The sequence below is a fragment of the Dyadobacter soli genome (assembly GCF_900101885.1).
Classification (GTDB): domain Bacteria; phylum Bacteroidota; class Bacteroidia; order Cytophagales; family Spirosomataceae; genus Dyadobacter; species Dyadobacter soli.
In genome coordinates this window covers 1-17,098 of record NZ_FNAN01000040.1, presented here as the reverse complement: position 1 = coordinate 17,098, position 17,098 = coordinate 1, and the positions used below count along the sequence as shown (strand labels likewise).

Annotated in this window: 9 protein-coding genes; 1 reads left to right on the top strand and 8 read right to left on the bottom strand. The window is 49.3% G+C overall.

Features of this window, described 5'->3' with window-relative positions:
* Window positions 1-411: 411 nt before the first annotated feature.
* Window positions 412-2,337: a T9SS type A sorting domain-containing protein gene (locus BLQ88_RS36050; RefSeq protein WP_090157864.1), complete on the top strand. Its 1,926-nt coding sequence runs from the start codon at window positions 412-414 to the stop codon at window positions 2,335-2,337.
* Here the strand turns inward: BLQ88_RS36050 and BLQ88_RS36045 are convergent.
* The 8 genes from BLQ88_RS36045 to BLQ88_RS36005 form a co-directional block, all read right to left on the bottom strand.
* Window positions 2,334-3,326: a glycoside hydrolase family 76 protein gene (locus BLQ88_RS36045; RefSeq protein WP_090157863.1), complete on the bottom strand. Its 993-nt coding sequence runs from the start codon at window positions 3,324-3,326 to the stop codon at window positions 2,334-2,336. The genes BLQ88_RS36050 and BLQ88_RS36045 overlap by 4 nt on opposite strands.
* Window positions 3,327-3,519: 193 nt before the next feature.
* Window positions 3,520-6,231 carry a glycoside hydrolase family 9 protein gene (locus BLQ88_RS36040; RefSeq protein WP_090157862.1) on the bottom strand — a complete coding sequence of 904 codons (2,712 nt, stop codon included), beginning with the start codon at window positions 6,229-6,231 and terminating at the stop codon, window positions 3,520-3,522.
* A 170-nt stretch (window positions 6,232-6,401) separates the two neighbouring features.
* Window positions 6,402-8,519, bottom strand: a complete 2,118-nt coding sequence (locus tag BLQ88_RS36035; protein WP_090157861.1) for a glycosyl hydrolase 115 family protein — start codon at window positions 8,517-8,519, stop codon at window positions 6,402-6,404.
* On the bottom strand, window positions 8,473-9,939 hold the full coding sequence (locus tag BLQ88_RS36030; RefSeq protein ID WP_090157860.1) for a RagB/SusD family nutrient uptake outer membrane protein: 1,467 nt from the start codon (window positions 9,937-9,939) through the stop codon (window positions 8,473-8,475). The genes BLQ88_RS36035 and BLQ88_RS36030 overlap by 47 nt, the downstream gene beginning before the upstream one ends.
* 15 nt (window positions 9,940-9,954) lie before the next feature.
* Window positions 9,955-13,389, bottom strand: coding sequence for a SusC/RagA family TonB-linked outer membrane protein (locus tag BLQ88_RS36025; protein ID WP_090157859.1), 3,435 nt, complete (start codon window positions 13,387-13,389; stop codon window positions 9,955-9,957).
* Between the two features lie 14 nt (window positions 13,390-13,403).
* Window positions 13,404-14,426, bottom strand: a complete 1,023-nt coding sequence (locus tag BLQ88_RS36020) for a FecR family protein (RefSeq protein WP_176885210.1) — start codon at window positions 14,424-14,426, stop codon at window positions 13,404-13,406.
* A gap of 53 nt (window positions 14,427-14,479) precedes the next feature.
* The gene (locus tag BLQ88_RS36015; protein ID WP_090157875.1) at window positions 14,480-15,127 is read right to left on the bottom strand and encodes an RNA polymerase sigma-70 factor; all 648 of its coding nucleotides are present in this window, start codon (window positions 15,125-15,127) and stop codon (window positions 14,480-14,482) included.
* Window positions 15,128-16,828: 1,701 nt separating this feature from the next.
* A partial coding sequence (locus tag BLQ88_RS36005) for a transposase (protein WP_143017000.1) occupies window positions 16,829-17,098 on the bottom strand: 270 nt, incomplete at its 5' end.

The following is a 17,098-nucleotide window of genomic DNA, read 5'->3' as shown; positions in this document are numbered from 1 at the left end:
CAGCATTGCACCGCAATATATTGTGCCAGTAGTGTCATCATAGCAGCGCCGGACGACCACGTGGACCACTTCTTCTTTGATTTGTAACTTATCTTCTACCATCAAAAGATGGAAGGCAGGATGTTGAAACTACTTCGGGATCTGTGCAATTACCTCACGCATTTTTCAAATAGCAATTTCAAACTGGTAGCACTTAACCAGTGTCGACACATTTAATAAATTTATTACCTGTAACAGGTAACTGACTGGTTATATGTGCTTTGTATAGAAATATCAATCTTTTTGATGGTATTTGCCTTCATCGCCACCCTTGCAGCGACTTGCAATTGTAACGCTTGCAGGGATGTTCGTGAGACCCGGCCATTATTGCGGCGGATAGAGCATTATTGAAACGGTAAACTACATTGAAAAATGATGAAATTATTTTCGCCTTTCTCACAAAAACTCTCGATGAGTGCGCTTGTTATGCATTTTACGGATCGTTTTTTTAAGTCGATCTTCTTATTTGCAGGCGTATTTCTATGCATCACATTAAAAGCTCAGCCTCTCAAAGTATGGGATAGATCGTTGGGTGGCACTGCTTCCGACATTATGAAAGATATCCGGCAAACAGCTGATGGTGGCTACATCATGGCAGGGTACTCCTGGTCGATCATTACCTATACGCCACCAGTAACGTTTCAGGATATTTATGTTGCTAAACTGTCCGCAAACGGCACCAAGCAATGGGACAGGAGACTGGGTTCAGGTGTAGAATCCATTGGCTCTATCCTCCAAATGGCTGACGGGGGTTATCTGGTAGCAGGCGGTTCTGCCGCTAATGCCGGTGGGGACAAAACAGAAAATTCAAAAGGTGAACATGATTTCTGGCTAGTTAAACTTGGCCCGGATGGAACCAAGCTATGGGACAAAACGATAGGCGGACCGGGGATAGACGTAGTGGTCAATTGTGAACCTACCGCCGATGGCGGCGCAATAGTGGGGGGTGTGACATTCTCGGGCATTGGTGGTGACAAGGGAAGTCCCGCTTATGGCGAGGATGACCTGTGGATTGTCAAAGTTGATGCAAATGGCTCGGTCCAATGGGAAAAAGCCATTGGGGGCAACACGATGGACGTATTTAAAAAAGTAAGTCCAACCCCGGATGGCGGGTATCTGGTTGCCGGCTGGACGTGGTCGGGAATTAGTGGAAACAAAACAAGCGCTTTGAAGGGCGAGGCGGATTATTGGGTTATCAAGCTGAATGCAAATGGTAATATTGAATGGGATAAAACGATAGGTGCGTTATACGGCGATTATCTTTATTCTATGGAAGTCACTTCTGACGGAGGGGCTATTCTTTCGGGAACAACTTGGTCGGGACCAGGTGGGGACAAGACGGGTGACAAAAAAGGAATAACGGGCTATTGGATCGTCAAACTGGCATCGGACGGAAGCATTCAGTGGGATAAAGATCTTGGCTCTTCTGCGAGTGGAGGATTCGGGTACATTGTGCAGATGGCGGATGGAAGCTACATCAGTGCAGCGGATGTTGGTCTACCCGTCGATGGTGATAAAACGGTAGTATCAAAAGGTGGAGGCGATTTTTGGCTTGTTAAACTAGACGCCAGTGGGAACAAAATTTGGGATACGGTTTTCGGCGGGACTGAATATGAGTCTATCAGGTGCTTTCGGCGAACGTCGGATAATGGCTTCGTTATGGGAGGAGTCTCCGTCTCCGGAATTGGGGCCGACAAAACAGAGCAGGCATTTGGCAGCGAGGATTTCTGGATTATAAAGACTACGGACGAAGATCGCCTCCCCGTTACCCTAAGTAAATTCAATGGCAAAAATGAGGGAACAACTGCACTACTTTACTGGGAGACAACATCTGAAACTGGCAGTGAACGGTTTGAAATCGAGCACAGTTTCGACGGGAAGTCTTGGAATACCATCGGCAGTGTAAAAGCTGCTGCGACAAGTTCGGTGATTAGGCATTACGATTTTAAGGATAATTCTCCTTCATTGCAGCGAGTAAATTTATACCGTCTGAAGATGATCGACTATGATGAAACCTACGCATACAGCGCTATCGCCACGGTGAAATTCGGAATAGTGCCTGAAATGGTATTATATCCGAACCCCACCGCGCAAGTTCTAAATCTGAGTCTCGCAGATTTTCCGCATGTGAAAAGCATCCAGATTATCAATGAAAAAGCTGTTAGGGTGTATGATTCAGGTACCGCACCTACTTCGCAAATCGACGTTTCCAACTTGCTGTCAGGCAATTATGTAGTCCGAGTAATTCGGACCGACGGCTCATCACATTCACAAAAAATCGTGGTGGCTCGTCATTAGGAAAAGACGACGGCCCATCGGGTATCCATGGCGGTAGCCAGCATCGCGGTTTTGCCCCAGCGGGAATGCCCTTGAATTCCAATCTGTTTGGAGTTGATGTTTTTTTCGGTTTGCAAATAGTCCAGCGCTTTGCTTAGCCCCCAACTCCAAGCCCTTATCGTGCCCCAATCTTCGGGTTTTCTGGGTTGGCCTTTATTGACCAGCCCGATGATGCCCCTGTACAATCCGGCGCCAATGTCAGGCTGCAATGAAATAGCGTCAAAAACAGCGACAGCCCAGCCCTCGCTATTTAAAAGTTTCACTGTCTGGTTATTGCCCGAAACGTTCGATGACACGATCACAATGAGTGGCACCTGGTCATAATTTATCCACGCGCCCCAAAGCGAGCGCATATAGGAACGCCCCTGCGTATCCGTGTATCCGGTACCGTTGCTTCTCGGGATAGTGTTTTGTGGACGGTTCGGATCGTCTACCAGAGGAGGGAGTACCGGCAACCGGATTTTCAGGCTTTTCAGCAATTGCTGGTAGTCTTTCGTGGCCTGATACATTTGCAATGCGACCAAAACCCCGGGTCCATTCGAGCAGGTGTTTTTTGAATTTTTATCGCCTTCTTTCCAGTAAATGCCTCCACCCAACACTTCGTCGTAACCCGTCAGGACGAAATCATACATTGCCTTTCCCAATTCCAGATCTGACTTTTGCTTTTTTCTGGCGTAGGCGTCCAATGCGGTAATGCCGATCCATTCGTTGTCGTCATAATAGCGCTCTCCGGGTTTTAATTTCATGATGTAATCCGAATAGCCCGGTTTCGGCGGAGCCGGATCATAATAGTTGCTGAGATTTTTTACCAGAGGCCCCATTAAATTTGCTTTCGGATCTAGTTTCTCGATCTCATTGGCTGCCTGATAAAGTGCGCATAGCGACCATAAATAAGAATATTCCCTCAGATAGCCATTTTTATTTTCACGTTGCGCGGGGTCTACTACCACGAAATAATACCCAGAAGCCTTATCATAGAAATTCTTGTCAATCGCAGCTTGCAGCTATTGAAGTTCTTTTTGATAATGGCCTTGTTTTACTTGCCCCTGCGCCACGCCGAGGTATAAGAAGCTTAAAAAAAGGGTGGTAAGAAATGAGCCTTTTTTGTTAATCATGTTTCGGTTTTAGTATAATAGGGTACTGTCAGTGTTCCAATGCAGAAATATCACTGTAAGATCCCATGATTTCCTGATTGAGACTTAGGTTTTTATCGATTGAAATGACAGCGACGTATGGTTTAGTCTTATCGGCGACAGAAAGTTGAAACAGTATGCTTTCTTTTTTACCGGCCAAGAGCCGGAATTGTTTGGCGTGAAGGTCCGAGGTTGCATTGAAAGCATTCAGATAAAGCTCGTGCTGGCCAGTACCGGAAATCGTCAAGGTAATATTCACGGTTCCATTGTCAGCCTGTACGGACTTAGTCTCAACCTGAATGTCATTTCCAGGCTGCGGACCGGCTTTCAGGGATTGATTCATTGAGGAATAAACTGAAACAGCGCCCATAAACCGGCTCACAGGCTCCATCCACATTTCTTTGTAGGTAGCGCTGTTGGTGGCAGGCCAGTAGGGCATATCGCCAGCCCGGCTATCCATGCCAACCGGCAGAGAACCGACAATATCCTTTAAACAGTAGGCAAACTGCGGTGGAAAGTCGTAGCCGGAGCCGTACATCAGGCTTTGCCCGAAGGGGTTTGCGCCCATGACCCATTCCAGCTGCTTTCCAACCAGCTTCATTCCCTCGGAATCATTGCGTAGCTTCGACGCTTCGGCCAGCGCCCAGCTGCCCGAAAGCTGGATGTTAGTGTTCCCATGAAAAAGGTTATCGTTCCAGATTGGAAAGGTGCGCAGCACGTATTTGTCGTTCAGCCTGGTGCCATCGTTAAACTGCTTCAAAAGCGTAGGGCGCCGTTTCTCATCTTTGTCCTCCATTACCTCGCTTTTCGACCATACCGAATTGGGCAGCAGGTTGTATGGCGCCGATATCTTGCTGCCGCGTTTCAGGAAAAACTCACTATATAAGGTCGCCGCGCTGTACCACTGCATCCAGCTTTCATTTTCGGGCAGGTCCTGGCAAAGCATTGCCAACGCAATCATGGGCGCCTCCTCGAATGCAGAATGTTTGTTATGGATCACCTGCTCGCGTTTGGTATTGGAGTAAAAATAACCGGTGATAGGAATGCCGTCGATAAAACGCTGCTCCTGGCATTTTACTATCAGATTTCCGAACAATGCGGCCTTTTCGCTATACTTTTCTTCACGGGTCAGCCTGGCCAGTAACAGGGACGCGGTTGCTCCCCAGGACGCTTCTTCATAAGTAGCCTCGTCCCAAGTTTTGCGTGAAGCCACGGCAGCGTGCCAGTCGTCGGTCGCTGCGGCGCGCAGCTCTTTGGCGAGGTCAGGGTCCGATTTTTCAAAGACTTTGGCGGCCTTGCTTTCCACGGCTGCGGCCAGGAAATTTTCCCAGGCAAGGTTTTCGGCAGGGATCAATACATCGTCCACCGTGCCGATGATATTATCTGTAAACATGCGCATGCGGCACCAGTGAATGTGGTAACCGTCGCCGAATCGCGTTTTGAGCAGGTATTGCAGGCCCCAGGCGATTTCAGCCCGCATTTGTTCGGCCAGTCCGGAATTGTCGCTGCCTTTCTGCAATACGTCCAAGTTGCTCAGCATCGCGTAGGTGGCCATGGAAGTGCGCCAGATGCCTTGCGAGAGATCGCCGGCATCGTGGTAACCACCGTTGATGACCTTTTTCACATCGCCGCGAAAGCCTTGCCAATCCATATGGCAGGCCTTGTGAAGACCCGGCACCTCGTACCCGCAACGTTCACAGAAATAGAAGTTTAGCCCTTTTGTAATGGGCCCCAGCCACACGCTTTCGTTGATTGGAAACGGGTTTGACAGCAACTTGCCGCACCGCATGCGATAAATCCCTGTCCTTTTAAAACCGGTAAAATCCAGTTGGCTGAAAACTTCGTTTTTACCTTTCACAACTTGCACCTTACCAGTGAAAACCACTTTTTCTCCGGCATCGATTAGCTCAAATTTGTCGCCGCCACCTACGCCGACCAGGGCGACTTTGGCGTCAGCCGGACGGTAGCCGATGTGGCTGAACGAGAATTTTCCGGGCGCTACATTCCAGCCTTCGTACTGGTCGGTTTGCACGCTTTGGATTTCCAGGTTATCAATGTCGTAGGTCACGAATTCGTCCTCCCCGGGATTATTGCCGGTCAACTCACGGGTAATGCTGAACTGGGTCACTTTGTCGCGCTCCAAATGGGGCATTTCAAAAATGACATGGTTCCACATGCCTGGTTTGAGGTCATTGGCATAATGACTTCTGGCTGAGCTTAGAATCGTTGAAACCGTGCCCTCGTTCCTGATGCCCAAGTTGATATTATGCCTTGGAAGTGAGGTCGGATGCACGTACACCCAGAAGGATATACGGTTGTATTTCGACCAGTCCTGCGGCGTCTGGAATTGCAGCTGTACGGACACCGCACCGGCCTGACCTGAAATGTTGAAAAATTGCGAGCCCCATTTGTTTTTGTTGCCCGGCAGGGCCAGATAGGCCGTATCGCGGACAGAAGTAGTGAACCTGAGCGATTGCTTACCATCCTTTGCACGGTCTTTGGTATAGCTCATCCGGCCAATGCTGGTTACCTTCCATTTATCCCCGGTCTCCATATCGTCGATCAGCCTGGATTCTAAAACCGGTTTCTTTTCCCAGGCGGCCATAAGCGAATGCTGTTCATTGACCGCAAGCGGAAACGAAGACTCTTGCCAGGTGACTTGCTGCGCGGAACAGGTCAAATATGAGCCCAGGAAAGATAGCAGCAGATAACGTTTCTTCATGAAATATCAATTAGGTGAAGCTTATTTCAGCACAGCAGCCGACTCTCGTTGCCGCGGGTTGAGATTTAGGTAAGCATACAAATTACCGGCTTTGAGAATCTTGACTCAATGCAAAACGTACATAATTTTTTGCTATCCGTGCATTTGTGCCGCAAATAGCGCCCCAGTGATCAAGGCGCCAGTTGCTTGTACAGGTTAATGAGCCGCTGCTCAATATTTTTCATGCCAAACTTGGTATCGTTTGCGTACCAACCTGCAAACCGGTCATGTTCGGATTGTCGAAGGCGCTGCTGGGCGAGGTGGATTTGATCCAGGCTTTGCCCGATCAGTTGTCGCTTGCCCGGTTTGTCGTCTTGTTTTCCATAGGCCAGCGTCACCAGTTGCAGCGAGTGGTTCAGGTGCAGCATCAGGTATGCCTGACCGCGCAGGTTGTCGTCGAAGAAATGCCTGCCTTCCTTTATTTTGGCGTAGAGCTGGTCGGCCTTGGCTACAACCGCTTCGAGTTTGGCAATGCTGGAAGTGGTGCCTTTCAGCAAAGCGTCGAGTTGGTCTGTCGCCGCATTATCGGCCGGGATTACTCGAAAATAGCCAACGCTGCCTTTGTCAGGATTGTCCATCGGGTGATTATCCAGCGGGTTGACACTGTATTTTCGGTTTTCCAGATCATTGAGCAGCATTTCCATCGCGCGGGCATAGCGCATATCCTGAAACAGGTATTGCCGTGCAAAACCCGGCAGGTCGCCTTTTTTCTGTTGCCAGTATGAATTGAAAAAGTCATTGTAAAGCGCTCCGATTTCCGCTCCGAATGGATCGCCGAAGTAGTTGGCACTAAATGATTGCAAAAACGCTTCGGGCGTGAACGTTTTGAAATTCCACATCATTTCCGCGTTGGCCGACAATTCCAGCAAATGCTCGCGCATATTGCCCGCATTGACTACAGAGAAAATCAACTTATTCCTGCTCAGGCTGTCGACCATACGAAAATTCTGCTGCATTTTCCTGGGCCCTTCTGCCTGCGCCAGGTGGGAGCCCGTTGAAGTAAACTGAAAGTTCATGTAATAACCAGCCGGCTCGCCTGAGAACCGATGTGAACGAACGTCAGCCGCCGGGAAATGGTCACGGCGCGCGGCGACGAAATTTCGGATCAATGAAGGTTCGTCAGGTAATTGGAAGAACCCGCCAGCGACCAACGTTGACATTTCGTTGTAAAGTGTCAACCGCATCGGCGGATGCGGATCCTTGATTTTTTCTTTCAAAAGATCAATCTGCATATGCACCATCTCATCAATCACCTTTGCCCGGCTTGCCGGATCAGAGGGGGCGTCGGGAAAAAATTCCCAGAAAGGGATGTCCCGGTTACCGCGGAAGCCCACCAGCCAGATAACGTCCAGTTTGTTTTTCACGGCGAGGTCAATATGATAAGCCCACCATTCTTTCAAAGCATCCCGGTTTGCTATTTTCAGCTCAGGCACAGGCAGGTTGCGGATTTTTTGCCAATAATCTGCCCAGTTGGAATAATTCGAACCGAAAATCTGCATGTGGTGGCCTGTTGTGATCAGGCCGCGCTGCTGGCCGATGGTGGCATCCTTACCGGCGGTAAACGGGGCCGTGAAACTGCTTTTGTCGGCAATGGATCCTTCCAGGGTATTGAGTTTCAGCCGAAGCATGGTTTCGTAGAAAGCCTCATAATTTTCAGGTGAAAGCTTTTGCCATGGGGTTAGGAAGTCGGTATCATTGGGCAGCCAGGCGCGGTACTTCACGTATGGCGACGAAAACACTTTCAGATAATCCGGCGCGATCAGAACCTGCTTCTTTTGAGCCGGCTTTTCTGAGGTCCAGAACCATAATGGCTTCACGCCCAGAACGAGCTCGCTAAAAGTGTAGACTGAGTAGATCGTCCCACGCATATCAGCGCCGTTCAGGATTACCCGGCCGCGGTATGCATAAACCTGATGCGCTTCCCAGCCGCTCACTGGGGGCCGGGAAGCTTTGTGTCGGTTTCCAGTGGCGACGATGATTACCGGGCCGCTTTCCGGCAACTTGTCAACTACCTGGGAAGGTTGTCCCAAAACTGTGTTCAAATCCCGAAGCAAATCGGTCACGGCCTTGCGGACGGGCGCCGGTTCTTCGGGGTGAATGTAAACAGGGACTTTGCCGCGCAGGATAATCTCCTGCGCGTTGGCTGCTTTTGTGCCAAAAAACAGCAGCAAAATGATTGTGGAAAGCCAATAGCGCATTAGTTTAATATCCCGGGTTTTGGTCAGCTTGCTCGATTTCGTTATTGACATCGATTTCTCTCTGCGGAATAGGGTATAGCAAATTTCTCGGAAGAGGGTTCTTTCCAGCCGCCTTCATCACCGGAATGAGTGTCTCGGTACGGATGAGATCGAAAAACCGCTTGCTTTCAAAGCAAAACTCCCAGCTTCTTTCCTGCAATACCGCGTCTCTGAATTGCTGTTGGGTCAGGCCCGTTTTCAATTCCGTCAGTTTTGCCCTGAGGCGGATCTTGTTAATGCTTTCGTACGCCTTTTCGCTGGGGCCGCCAGCCTCGTTAAGCGCTTCCGCATTGATCAGCAGCACATCGGCGAACCGCAGGATAGGGTAGTTGTTATTATTGTTATTGCGGGCAAATGAGGCCGGGTCATAATATTTAAATATGCTGAGCTCGGACAGCAGGGTGGAAGGGTAGGTGATCACCTTCTGCGTTTTCGGATCGGTGAAGCTCGAAAGAATCGACGCATCGCGCCGGGTATCGCCCGGGGTGAAGGATTTCCAGAATGCATCTTCCACCAGATGGATCGCATAACCGCTGCCACCAACCAAAATCGCATTGGCTTGCCGCGATGTGAAAAAGTGGTTGTACTGGCTTCCCAAACCTTCGGGACCAGATTGGTATTGGCACATGAAGATATGCTCCTGCTTGTTTTCGTTTTGTATTTTCCATATATCTGCCGCATTCTCGAAAAGCGAGTAGCCATAAGTAGCAGCCTTGTCAATCACTTCCTGGGATTTGGCCGCTGCATTGGTCCAGTCCTTTTGGGTCAGGTATACATATGACAGCAGCGTTGAAGCGGCTCCTTTGCTGGCTCTTCCCAGGTTGGCGCCCATCTGCTGGTCGGGTAGGGAAGTTTCCGCCTCTTTCAAATCGGCAATGATCAGCGCATATACTTCTTCGACCGGGCTTCGGGCAATATCCAGGCCCGTTAATGAAGTGGTTTCCTGCAAACGCAGCGGCACTCCCCCAAAAAGACGGACCAGGTGAAAGTAACTTAATGCGCGCAGAAAGCGGGCTTCGCCGATAATTGCATTCTTCCGGCCTGCGTCCATGGCAATGCCCGGGACACGCTCTATGACGGCATTGGCGCGGTTGATCGTCGAATAACTCTCGTTCCAAACCGCGGTCGTAATGGTATTGGTCGGCTCAAACTGAAAGTTATCGATGTTTGTGCGGTCGATGTTCGAACCGGTTCCCGGGTTGGTCTGATCGGACGGTAAGTCAGCCAGAAAGTACATATTCTGGTTATAGGTGCCCCTCAAATTCGCGTAGGTCGCTATGACGGCGGCATTGGCATCGGCCTCGGACTGGTAAAAATTGACAGGTGATAAGAAGTCCTGCGGGTCTTCGTCCAGAAAATGGTTTTCGCAGCTGTAAAGCGTTGGAAGAGAAACCGCCAGTATCAAACCGGCAATCATATGTTTGAATTTCATGGTTAGCTCAAAGGGTTAAAGACCAATATTGATTCCGAAAGTGAATAGTTTGGCGACCGGGTAGCTCCCGCGATCGACGCCGACACTTAAATTATCCTGGCCAAATGCACTCACTTCGGGATCGTATCCGGTATACTTGGTGAATGTCAGCAGGTTCTGAGCGCTGACGTACACTCGCGCCGAGCGCAGATGCAAGAAGTTTGAGGCATTCCTGGGAAGGTTATAGCCCAGCATGATATTACGCAGGCGAAGGAAAGAGCCATCTTCGACGAGCTTATCGACAACCCGCCCGTTCGTAGGTGTTCTGGGCACATCCGTGTTTGTATTGGTTGGCAACCAGCGGTTTTTAGCATCCAACACACTGTTGTTGATTTCAGAATGCAGGTTCAGGTTCAAAATGCTGTTGCCTTCCACACCTTGAAAAAACACGCTCAGGTCGAAATTGTTGAACGAAAAATTATTGGTGATCCCATAGAAAAATTTGGGCTGCGCATATCCCAGGATCGTGCGGTCGTTGGCGTCCAGCGCCCCGTCACCGTTAAGATCCTTGTAGCGTCGGTCGCCGGGCAATGCAGATGGCTGACCCGATTGTTTGATCTCGTCCAGCGTTTGGAACAAGCCGTCGGTAACATACCCGTAGAATATCCCAACCGGTTCGCCCACGCGCAAAATGCCTGAATAGGGAATCTGCGAATTGGGACTTGCCTGCCCGGACGGCCTTTCATAGTCGCCGCCCAGGTTAAGTACCTTGTTTCTGTTAAAGGTGATATTGGCCGATGTTCTCCATTTGAATTTACCATCGATATTCACCGTGTTCAAAGCCAGTTCAAGTCCTTTGTTTTGCGTGCTTCCCACATTTTGGAGCGCTGATCCAAAGCCGGAACTGTTCGGAATGGCTACGTCCAGAAGCAGGTCGGTCGTTTTCTTGTGATAGTAATCGGCGGTAAGCTGAATGCGGTTGGACAGAAAAGCCGCGTCAACACCGACGTCGAACTGGTCAGTCGATTCCCAGCGCAAATTCGGATTGGCAACCCGCGTCGAGCTCAGTCCGCTATTGATCACGCCACCAACAGGATAGTTGTTGTTACCCAGGGCCGCTAAGCTTCGATACTGCGGGATTTCCTGATTACCGGTCCTGCCATAACTTACGCGCAGTTTGAGATCACTCACCACTTTCACTGGTTTCAAAAATTTCTCTTCGGAAATGCGCCATGCAACCGATCCGGACGGGAAGAAGCTGTACTTGTTGTCGGCACCAAAGCGGGAAGACCCGTCAATCCGGCCTGTCAGGGTCACCAAAAACCGGTCCTGATAGCCGTAATTGACACGACCAATGTAGGATTCGAGTGCCCAATCGGTCTTGCCCGATTGCGGGGGCAAAGTCAATGCGCCGCTGCCCAGCGAATTTGAGCCTAGAATGTCGTTCACGAAACGCTGGGAACCAGTTCGTGCAGACTCACGCGTGAATGCCTGGCGCGTGAAACCCAATAGGGCAGTTAAGGCGTGTTTTTTTGCAAACGTTTTTTGATAGGTAAGCGTGTTTTCGTTCAACCAGCTGAAACTTTGAACAAAACCTAGCCTGGCCACCGCGTCTACACCAGCATCCTGGATGAATGCGGGGAGATAGTAATCCTCTTTCACCGAAATCTGGTCGGCACCCAGGCTCACGCGGGCCGTTAAACCTTCCAGAATCTTATAGTCGGCGAAAAAATTGCCCAGTACCCGGTTGGTTTTCGACTCGTTGGTAACTTCCAGCAATCGCGCGATCGGGTTGATCACAAAGTTGCTGTTGGCGTCGATAAACCGGCTGTAATTGCCGTTTTGATCATACATCGGCTCAGTTGGAGGCGTGGAAAGCAGCGATGATACCGAGCCGAGCGTATTGTTACTGTTCGGGTCTGTGTCTGACGTAATCTGCTTGTTGACCGTCCGCGATGCATTGAAACTGATGCCGATCTTGAACTTGTCGCTCACACTTCTGTCCAGGTTCACCCGAATCGAACCCCTGTTCAGATCCGAACCGAGAATGACGCCCTGCTGCCGGAAATAATTTCCCGAGATAGCGTATTGGGTTTTGGCATCGCCACCGTTGAATGCAAGCTGGTAATTTTCAATGGGCGCAGTCCGGAAAGCCGCCTTCTGCCAGTTGGTACCCTGCCCGTACGACTGAGGGTCGGGATAAGGCGCTGGCCGGCCCAGGTTTTTCTGGTATTCATTGGCTACGATCGCAAAGTCAGTCGCATTCAACAGCGGAATTTCCTTATTGACCTGCTGCAAACCATAATATGCTTCTAGGGTTATATTGGATTGGCCCGATTTGCCTCTTTTCGTAGTGATAATTACAACGCCGTTGGCTCCTCTTGCTCCGTAAATAGCTGTTGCAGAGGCGTCTTTTAATATCTCGATAGATTCGATATCACTCGGGTTAATCGATGCGAGCACGTTGGTAGGCTGACCATTATTAAGCGCTCCCGAACTGTACTGCCCATTGTCATTGTAAACCGGAAATCCGTCGATCACATACAACGGTTCGTTACCGGCACTCAAAGAATTTCCTCCCCGTATCCTGACCGAAGTATTTCCACCCGGCGCTGATGACGTCTGCGTCATCTGAACCCCGGCAGACCGGCCTTGCAGCGCCTGGTCTGCGGAAGTGAGGACGACTTTCTTGATTTCCGATTCGGAAATAGAAGAAATGGATCCGGTAATATCCTGACGCTTCTGCGTCCCGTACCCGACAACCACCACTTCTTCAAGCGACTTGGTATCCGCCGCCATTTTGACATCGATCTGCGTCCGGTTTCCTACCTTTTCCTCGCGGGCCAGGTACCCCACGTAGCTAAATACCAGCACGTCGCCATCTTCAACCGAAATCGTGTACTTGCCCTTGTCATCGGTGGAGGTTCCTGTATTTTTTCCGGAAATCAGCACGGTAACTCCGGGGATACCTTCACCAGATTGGCTATCAGTCACCACGCCATTTACCGTTTTCGCGACGCTTACCCGGGCAGACGGGGCCGCTTCGTTTCGAAGGGAGGTTCCGGTACTCGCAAGCGTAGACCGCATAGGGTTGTCGCTTACGGTATCCACCTGATCGGATGTATTCTTGGTTTTCAGGGATGGCTTTGCAACAATGATGTAAGCCTTGGCTTTTACCTTTCGGTATTGCAGGTCCATTGGCAGCAACAGCAGGTCGAGCACCTTTTCAACCCGGTCGTTTTTTTCGATCGCGGCGGTACTGACAAGTCCTTCGACGAGCTCTTCATCAAAAAGCAGGTCTACCTTGAACAGCTGTTTTACTTCCAGCAACACATCTTTCAGCTTACGGGGCGCATGCTCGCCCATGCGTTTTGAAATTCGCTGTTCTTGGGCAAAGTTGGCCGGATTACTCAAAGCTGGCCCAATCCCAGCCGCAAGTAGTAAATACAGGCAGGTAGCAGTTCGTTTCATTATGGAATTAGTTATTAAATGGGGTTTGAATGTGGGGAAATCAGAATGAAATTATCATTGTCGGGTTCGAGTTTCAGCGAGTACATCTGGGCAAGTACTGACAGCAATTCCTGGGCACTTTGTGCCGTGAAAGTCCCTGAAACGCGTTTTTGGCCCAATGCCGGATCGGTCAGCCGCACGGTCACACCGTAGTTGTCCTTGATGAGTTGCATTATTTCCAAAAGGCTTGAATTGTTAAAGACAAACTGCCCTTTTTTCCATGATGAAAACACCTCGGGATCAGTCTGGCTGGTCAATGCAACATTTCCTTTTTCATTGACTGTAACCACGTTCCCAGGTTTGAGGATAATCTGCTTTTGCCCATATCCTGCTTCGGTATACCGGACATTAACCTTTCCTTTCAGCAGCGCGACGGTCGCCTTTGAACCTCTGTCGTTAACGGAGAACACAGTTCCTAAAACATCAACCGAAAAGTTATCCCGCGTGCGGACGACAAACCGGCGATGGTCTTTTGTATGGGTTACCACAAACTCCGCTTCACCTGTCAGCCATACTTCCCGATTGTCGTTTTCATTAGACCAACGCTGGACTTTCAGCTCCGAATTGGCATTTAGCGTAACCCGGCTTCCATCTTCCAATTGAATCGAGCGGGTTTCTCCGAAATCGGTAGCAAAGCGCCGGTAACGGATCGTATCCTTAAAAAGAAAGCCCAGGCCGGCAAGTAGCGCGATCGTTACGGAAGCGGCCATTAACCCGCGTTGCCACCAAAACCGGTAGTCATCATGCTGTACCTGTTGCGGCAAAGCCGGGTTGGCATTGCGGGAAGGCTCGCGCAGGTAGGAGAAAAAGCGGTCCTGCGCGTCGTCCGCGTCCCCGCTCAATTGCGGATGCTGCCGCTCCCATGCTTCCAGCGCGGCAAAATAAAGCTCCTCATTGGCCGTATTTTGAAGCCAATCCTCGATCAATTTGCGTTGCAATGAGGTGGCCCGCCCGTCAAAGAAGAGAAAAAGGGTTTGCTCAGTGATATGCTCAGTCATTTTGGATAGGAATGATGTTTCTCGGAGATGGACAAGTAAATGCGCCATTGCCCTTAGCGAACCCAGTAAAATAAAAACAGCAGCATCCACTCATTGTTGAGTCCCTGACGGATCGTCGATAGTGCTTTTCGGATATGCACCTCTACCGTCCTTACCGAAAGGTTAGTCTGGTCGGCGATTTCGCGATAGGATTTGCCTTCAAGCCGGCTAAGCAGGAACACTTTCCTGCATTGATTGGGTAAGTTCTGAATGCTTTGGTCTAACCGCATTCTAAGCTCTTCCAGAAGCAATGTGCCGTCCGGGCCAGGAGAGTTGTCAGTGAGAAGCAGGCCCTCTTCGGCGCCGTTGCTGTCTTTTTTGAGCTCCCAAAGCACATAATTTCGGGCTCGGTTGCGCACGGCCTTGAACAGATATGCCCGGTATGAAGTGGTGATTTGCTCATGCAGCTTATTATCCCAGAAAGTACAGAATACATCTGATACCAGGTCTTCGGCGATCTGCCGTGAATACACAAAACGTACGGCGTGGTTTCTCAATGGAGCATAGTACCGTCGGAAAAGCAATTCACAACCCGACACCGGATCTGTGGCAAAGGCCAACCTGATCAGATGCTCGTCGTCGCGCACTGGATTTGGGGAGGGCGTATCCTGGACCGGGAGTGGACTGGTGTTGGATACCGGGTGATGTAATGGCTGCTGCAACACGATGTAGTTTTGAAAAATGACCGTACCCGACAAATGAGTGCGCTTTTGCCATTAGACAAGTAAATCTGGTGTTACCCGTAACGGTAGACTGATAATTTTGTTAAAAAATCTTGAATAAGTTTAAGAATCTGGTCGAGGAGGCTGGAACGGCTGTATTCGACGGCTACGGGAAGTGTTTGGGTGGCGAAGATGGCAGTCTGCCTTGATGTATACGTTCGCGCAGAAAATAGAGTGTTCAATTCGGGTTTTATTGACGTTCAAACAGCGCCGCAAACTTCCTCAACTTATCCAGTAAAAGGTACGACTTTTGCACCGTAGGATTGCACAACACAAAAAAGAGCGTCCTTTTGTCGTAAATTTCGCTCTCTTTTTTTCTTAGTTTATCAGATTATCAGCCTATTATATCGCTTATATTGGACCTTTAATCGGCTCCGACGAATCTCATGTCATCGGACGATATTTGTTTAATGTGTTGATTATGAGTCTATTATTGGTTCAGGTGTCGTATGATTTATTTCTAAACTAATTCGCTATCAAATACGGGTAATCCATGAAATTTACGTTGTTTTGATGATTTTGGGACATACTGTTCACGCCCTTGCGTAGCGATAACCGCCTCTCTCATGCAGATGGGAGATACTTGTAACGGTTACCTTATTGTTACAATTCGGGCTCCCAGCTTTTTCTGAATTGTACTTCGAAAAGCTCGCTTTTATGATATTACCGAATCGGTCTGTTTCTCCCAATTATTCCGAACGTAAACTAAAAAATGACTTGTCGCGGTGCCTGGTTCCAACCGTTATCAAAGTGGATGTGAAAGCCAACGGCCAGATTTCTAAGAAACCGTAGATTGCTTCCTGCACCTTCCGAACGAAGACCGAAGGGTATTTTGGTGGGTCCTTTTATCTGAGAGGAAAACATGGCGGCTTCACCCAAAATAGCTACCCTGCCTTTTCCAAATTCGCGGACAGCTCCCTGAGAGAAGCCTTTGATGGAAATCCTGTGAGTTTGTTGACTGATTTTTCAGGCCGTATCGGGCAGAAGAATCTTGTATTTCTCGTCAAATGTTAAAAGCGAGATGGCTTCTTTTGGAATCTCAAAGCCCTGGCTAGTAAAGGTCGCTACTTGTTCAACGTTTTCGTTTGATTTCTTGCCGTTTGTAGTTTCGTGAACCGAGAGGGTTTTGTGTTCTTTGGTGAAAAGATCGAGCTCACGCTTACATTTTCAACTAAAAAGCCGTGGGTAACAGTACCGCGGGCAAGCACCCGCAGATCCAGCCTGTGACTTGTGCCGGGCGGGTGAATGCCTAATCTTGGTGGATTTTCACGACCCGTCCGCACTCGCCTAGGTAAATGATTGATATTGTCTGCAATGATCAGGACGACGATACTACCTGCGACGTTTAATATCAAGTAATTCTGGTTATAAAGTACCGGAAGCACAAACCCCTGCCCAGTATTTGAGTGATTTGCATATATGCTTGCCTCCATTCTTTACGTTTTTCGGTTTAAGAGTATGTTTCATAAACTAATCATTCAAGATGTTCACTGCCTATACAGGTTGCTGTATATCAGCAATGTGCAAGCCTTCGCGGGACGAATTCGGGACCAGATTCGGCCTGAGCAGTTCGGTCCCGAATTCGTCCCTTTGCTTTTGTTGAAAAATGGATCAAGACCAAATGTTGTGGAGCACCTTGGATTAAGCATATAACTGGGTAAGGCGGTAAAGGAAGAATTCTACATTCCTGACTCCTCTGAACTGCGCCCTGAACGCTTTGATCTTCGCATTGAAAGATTCAGCGGATGCATTGGTGCTTCTGTTATCAAAATAGTTAACAATGGTCTTGTAGTGATTCTCAATCGAGCGGGCAACGGTATTGAATGATTTGAAGCCGGATTGCCTGACCTTTTCGTGCCACTTAGCCAGCCTGGTCAGTCCGTATATTTTTTCTTTTGTAGTCGTGAAAAT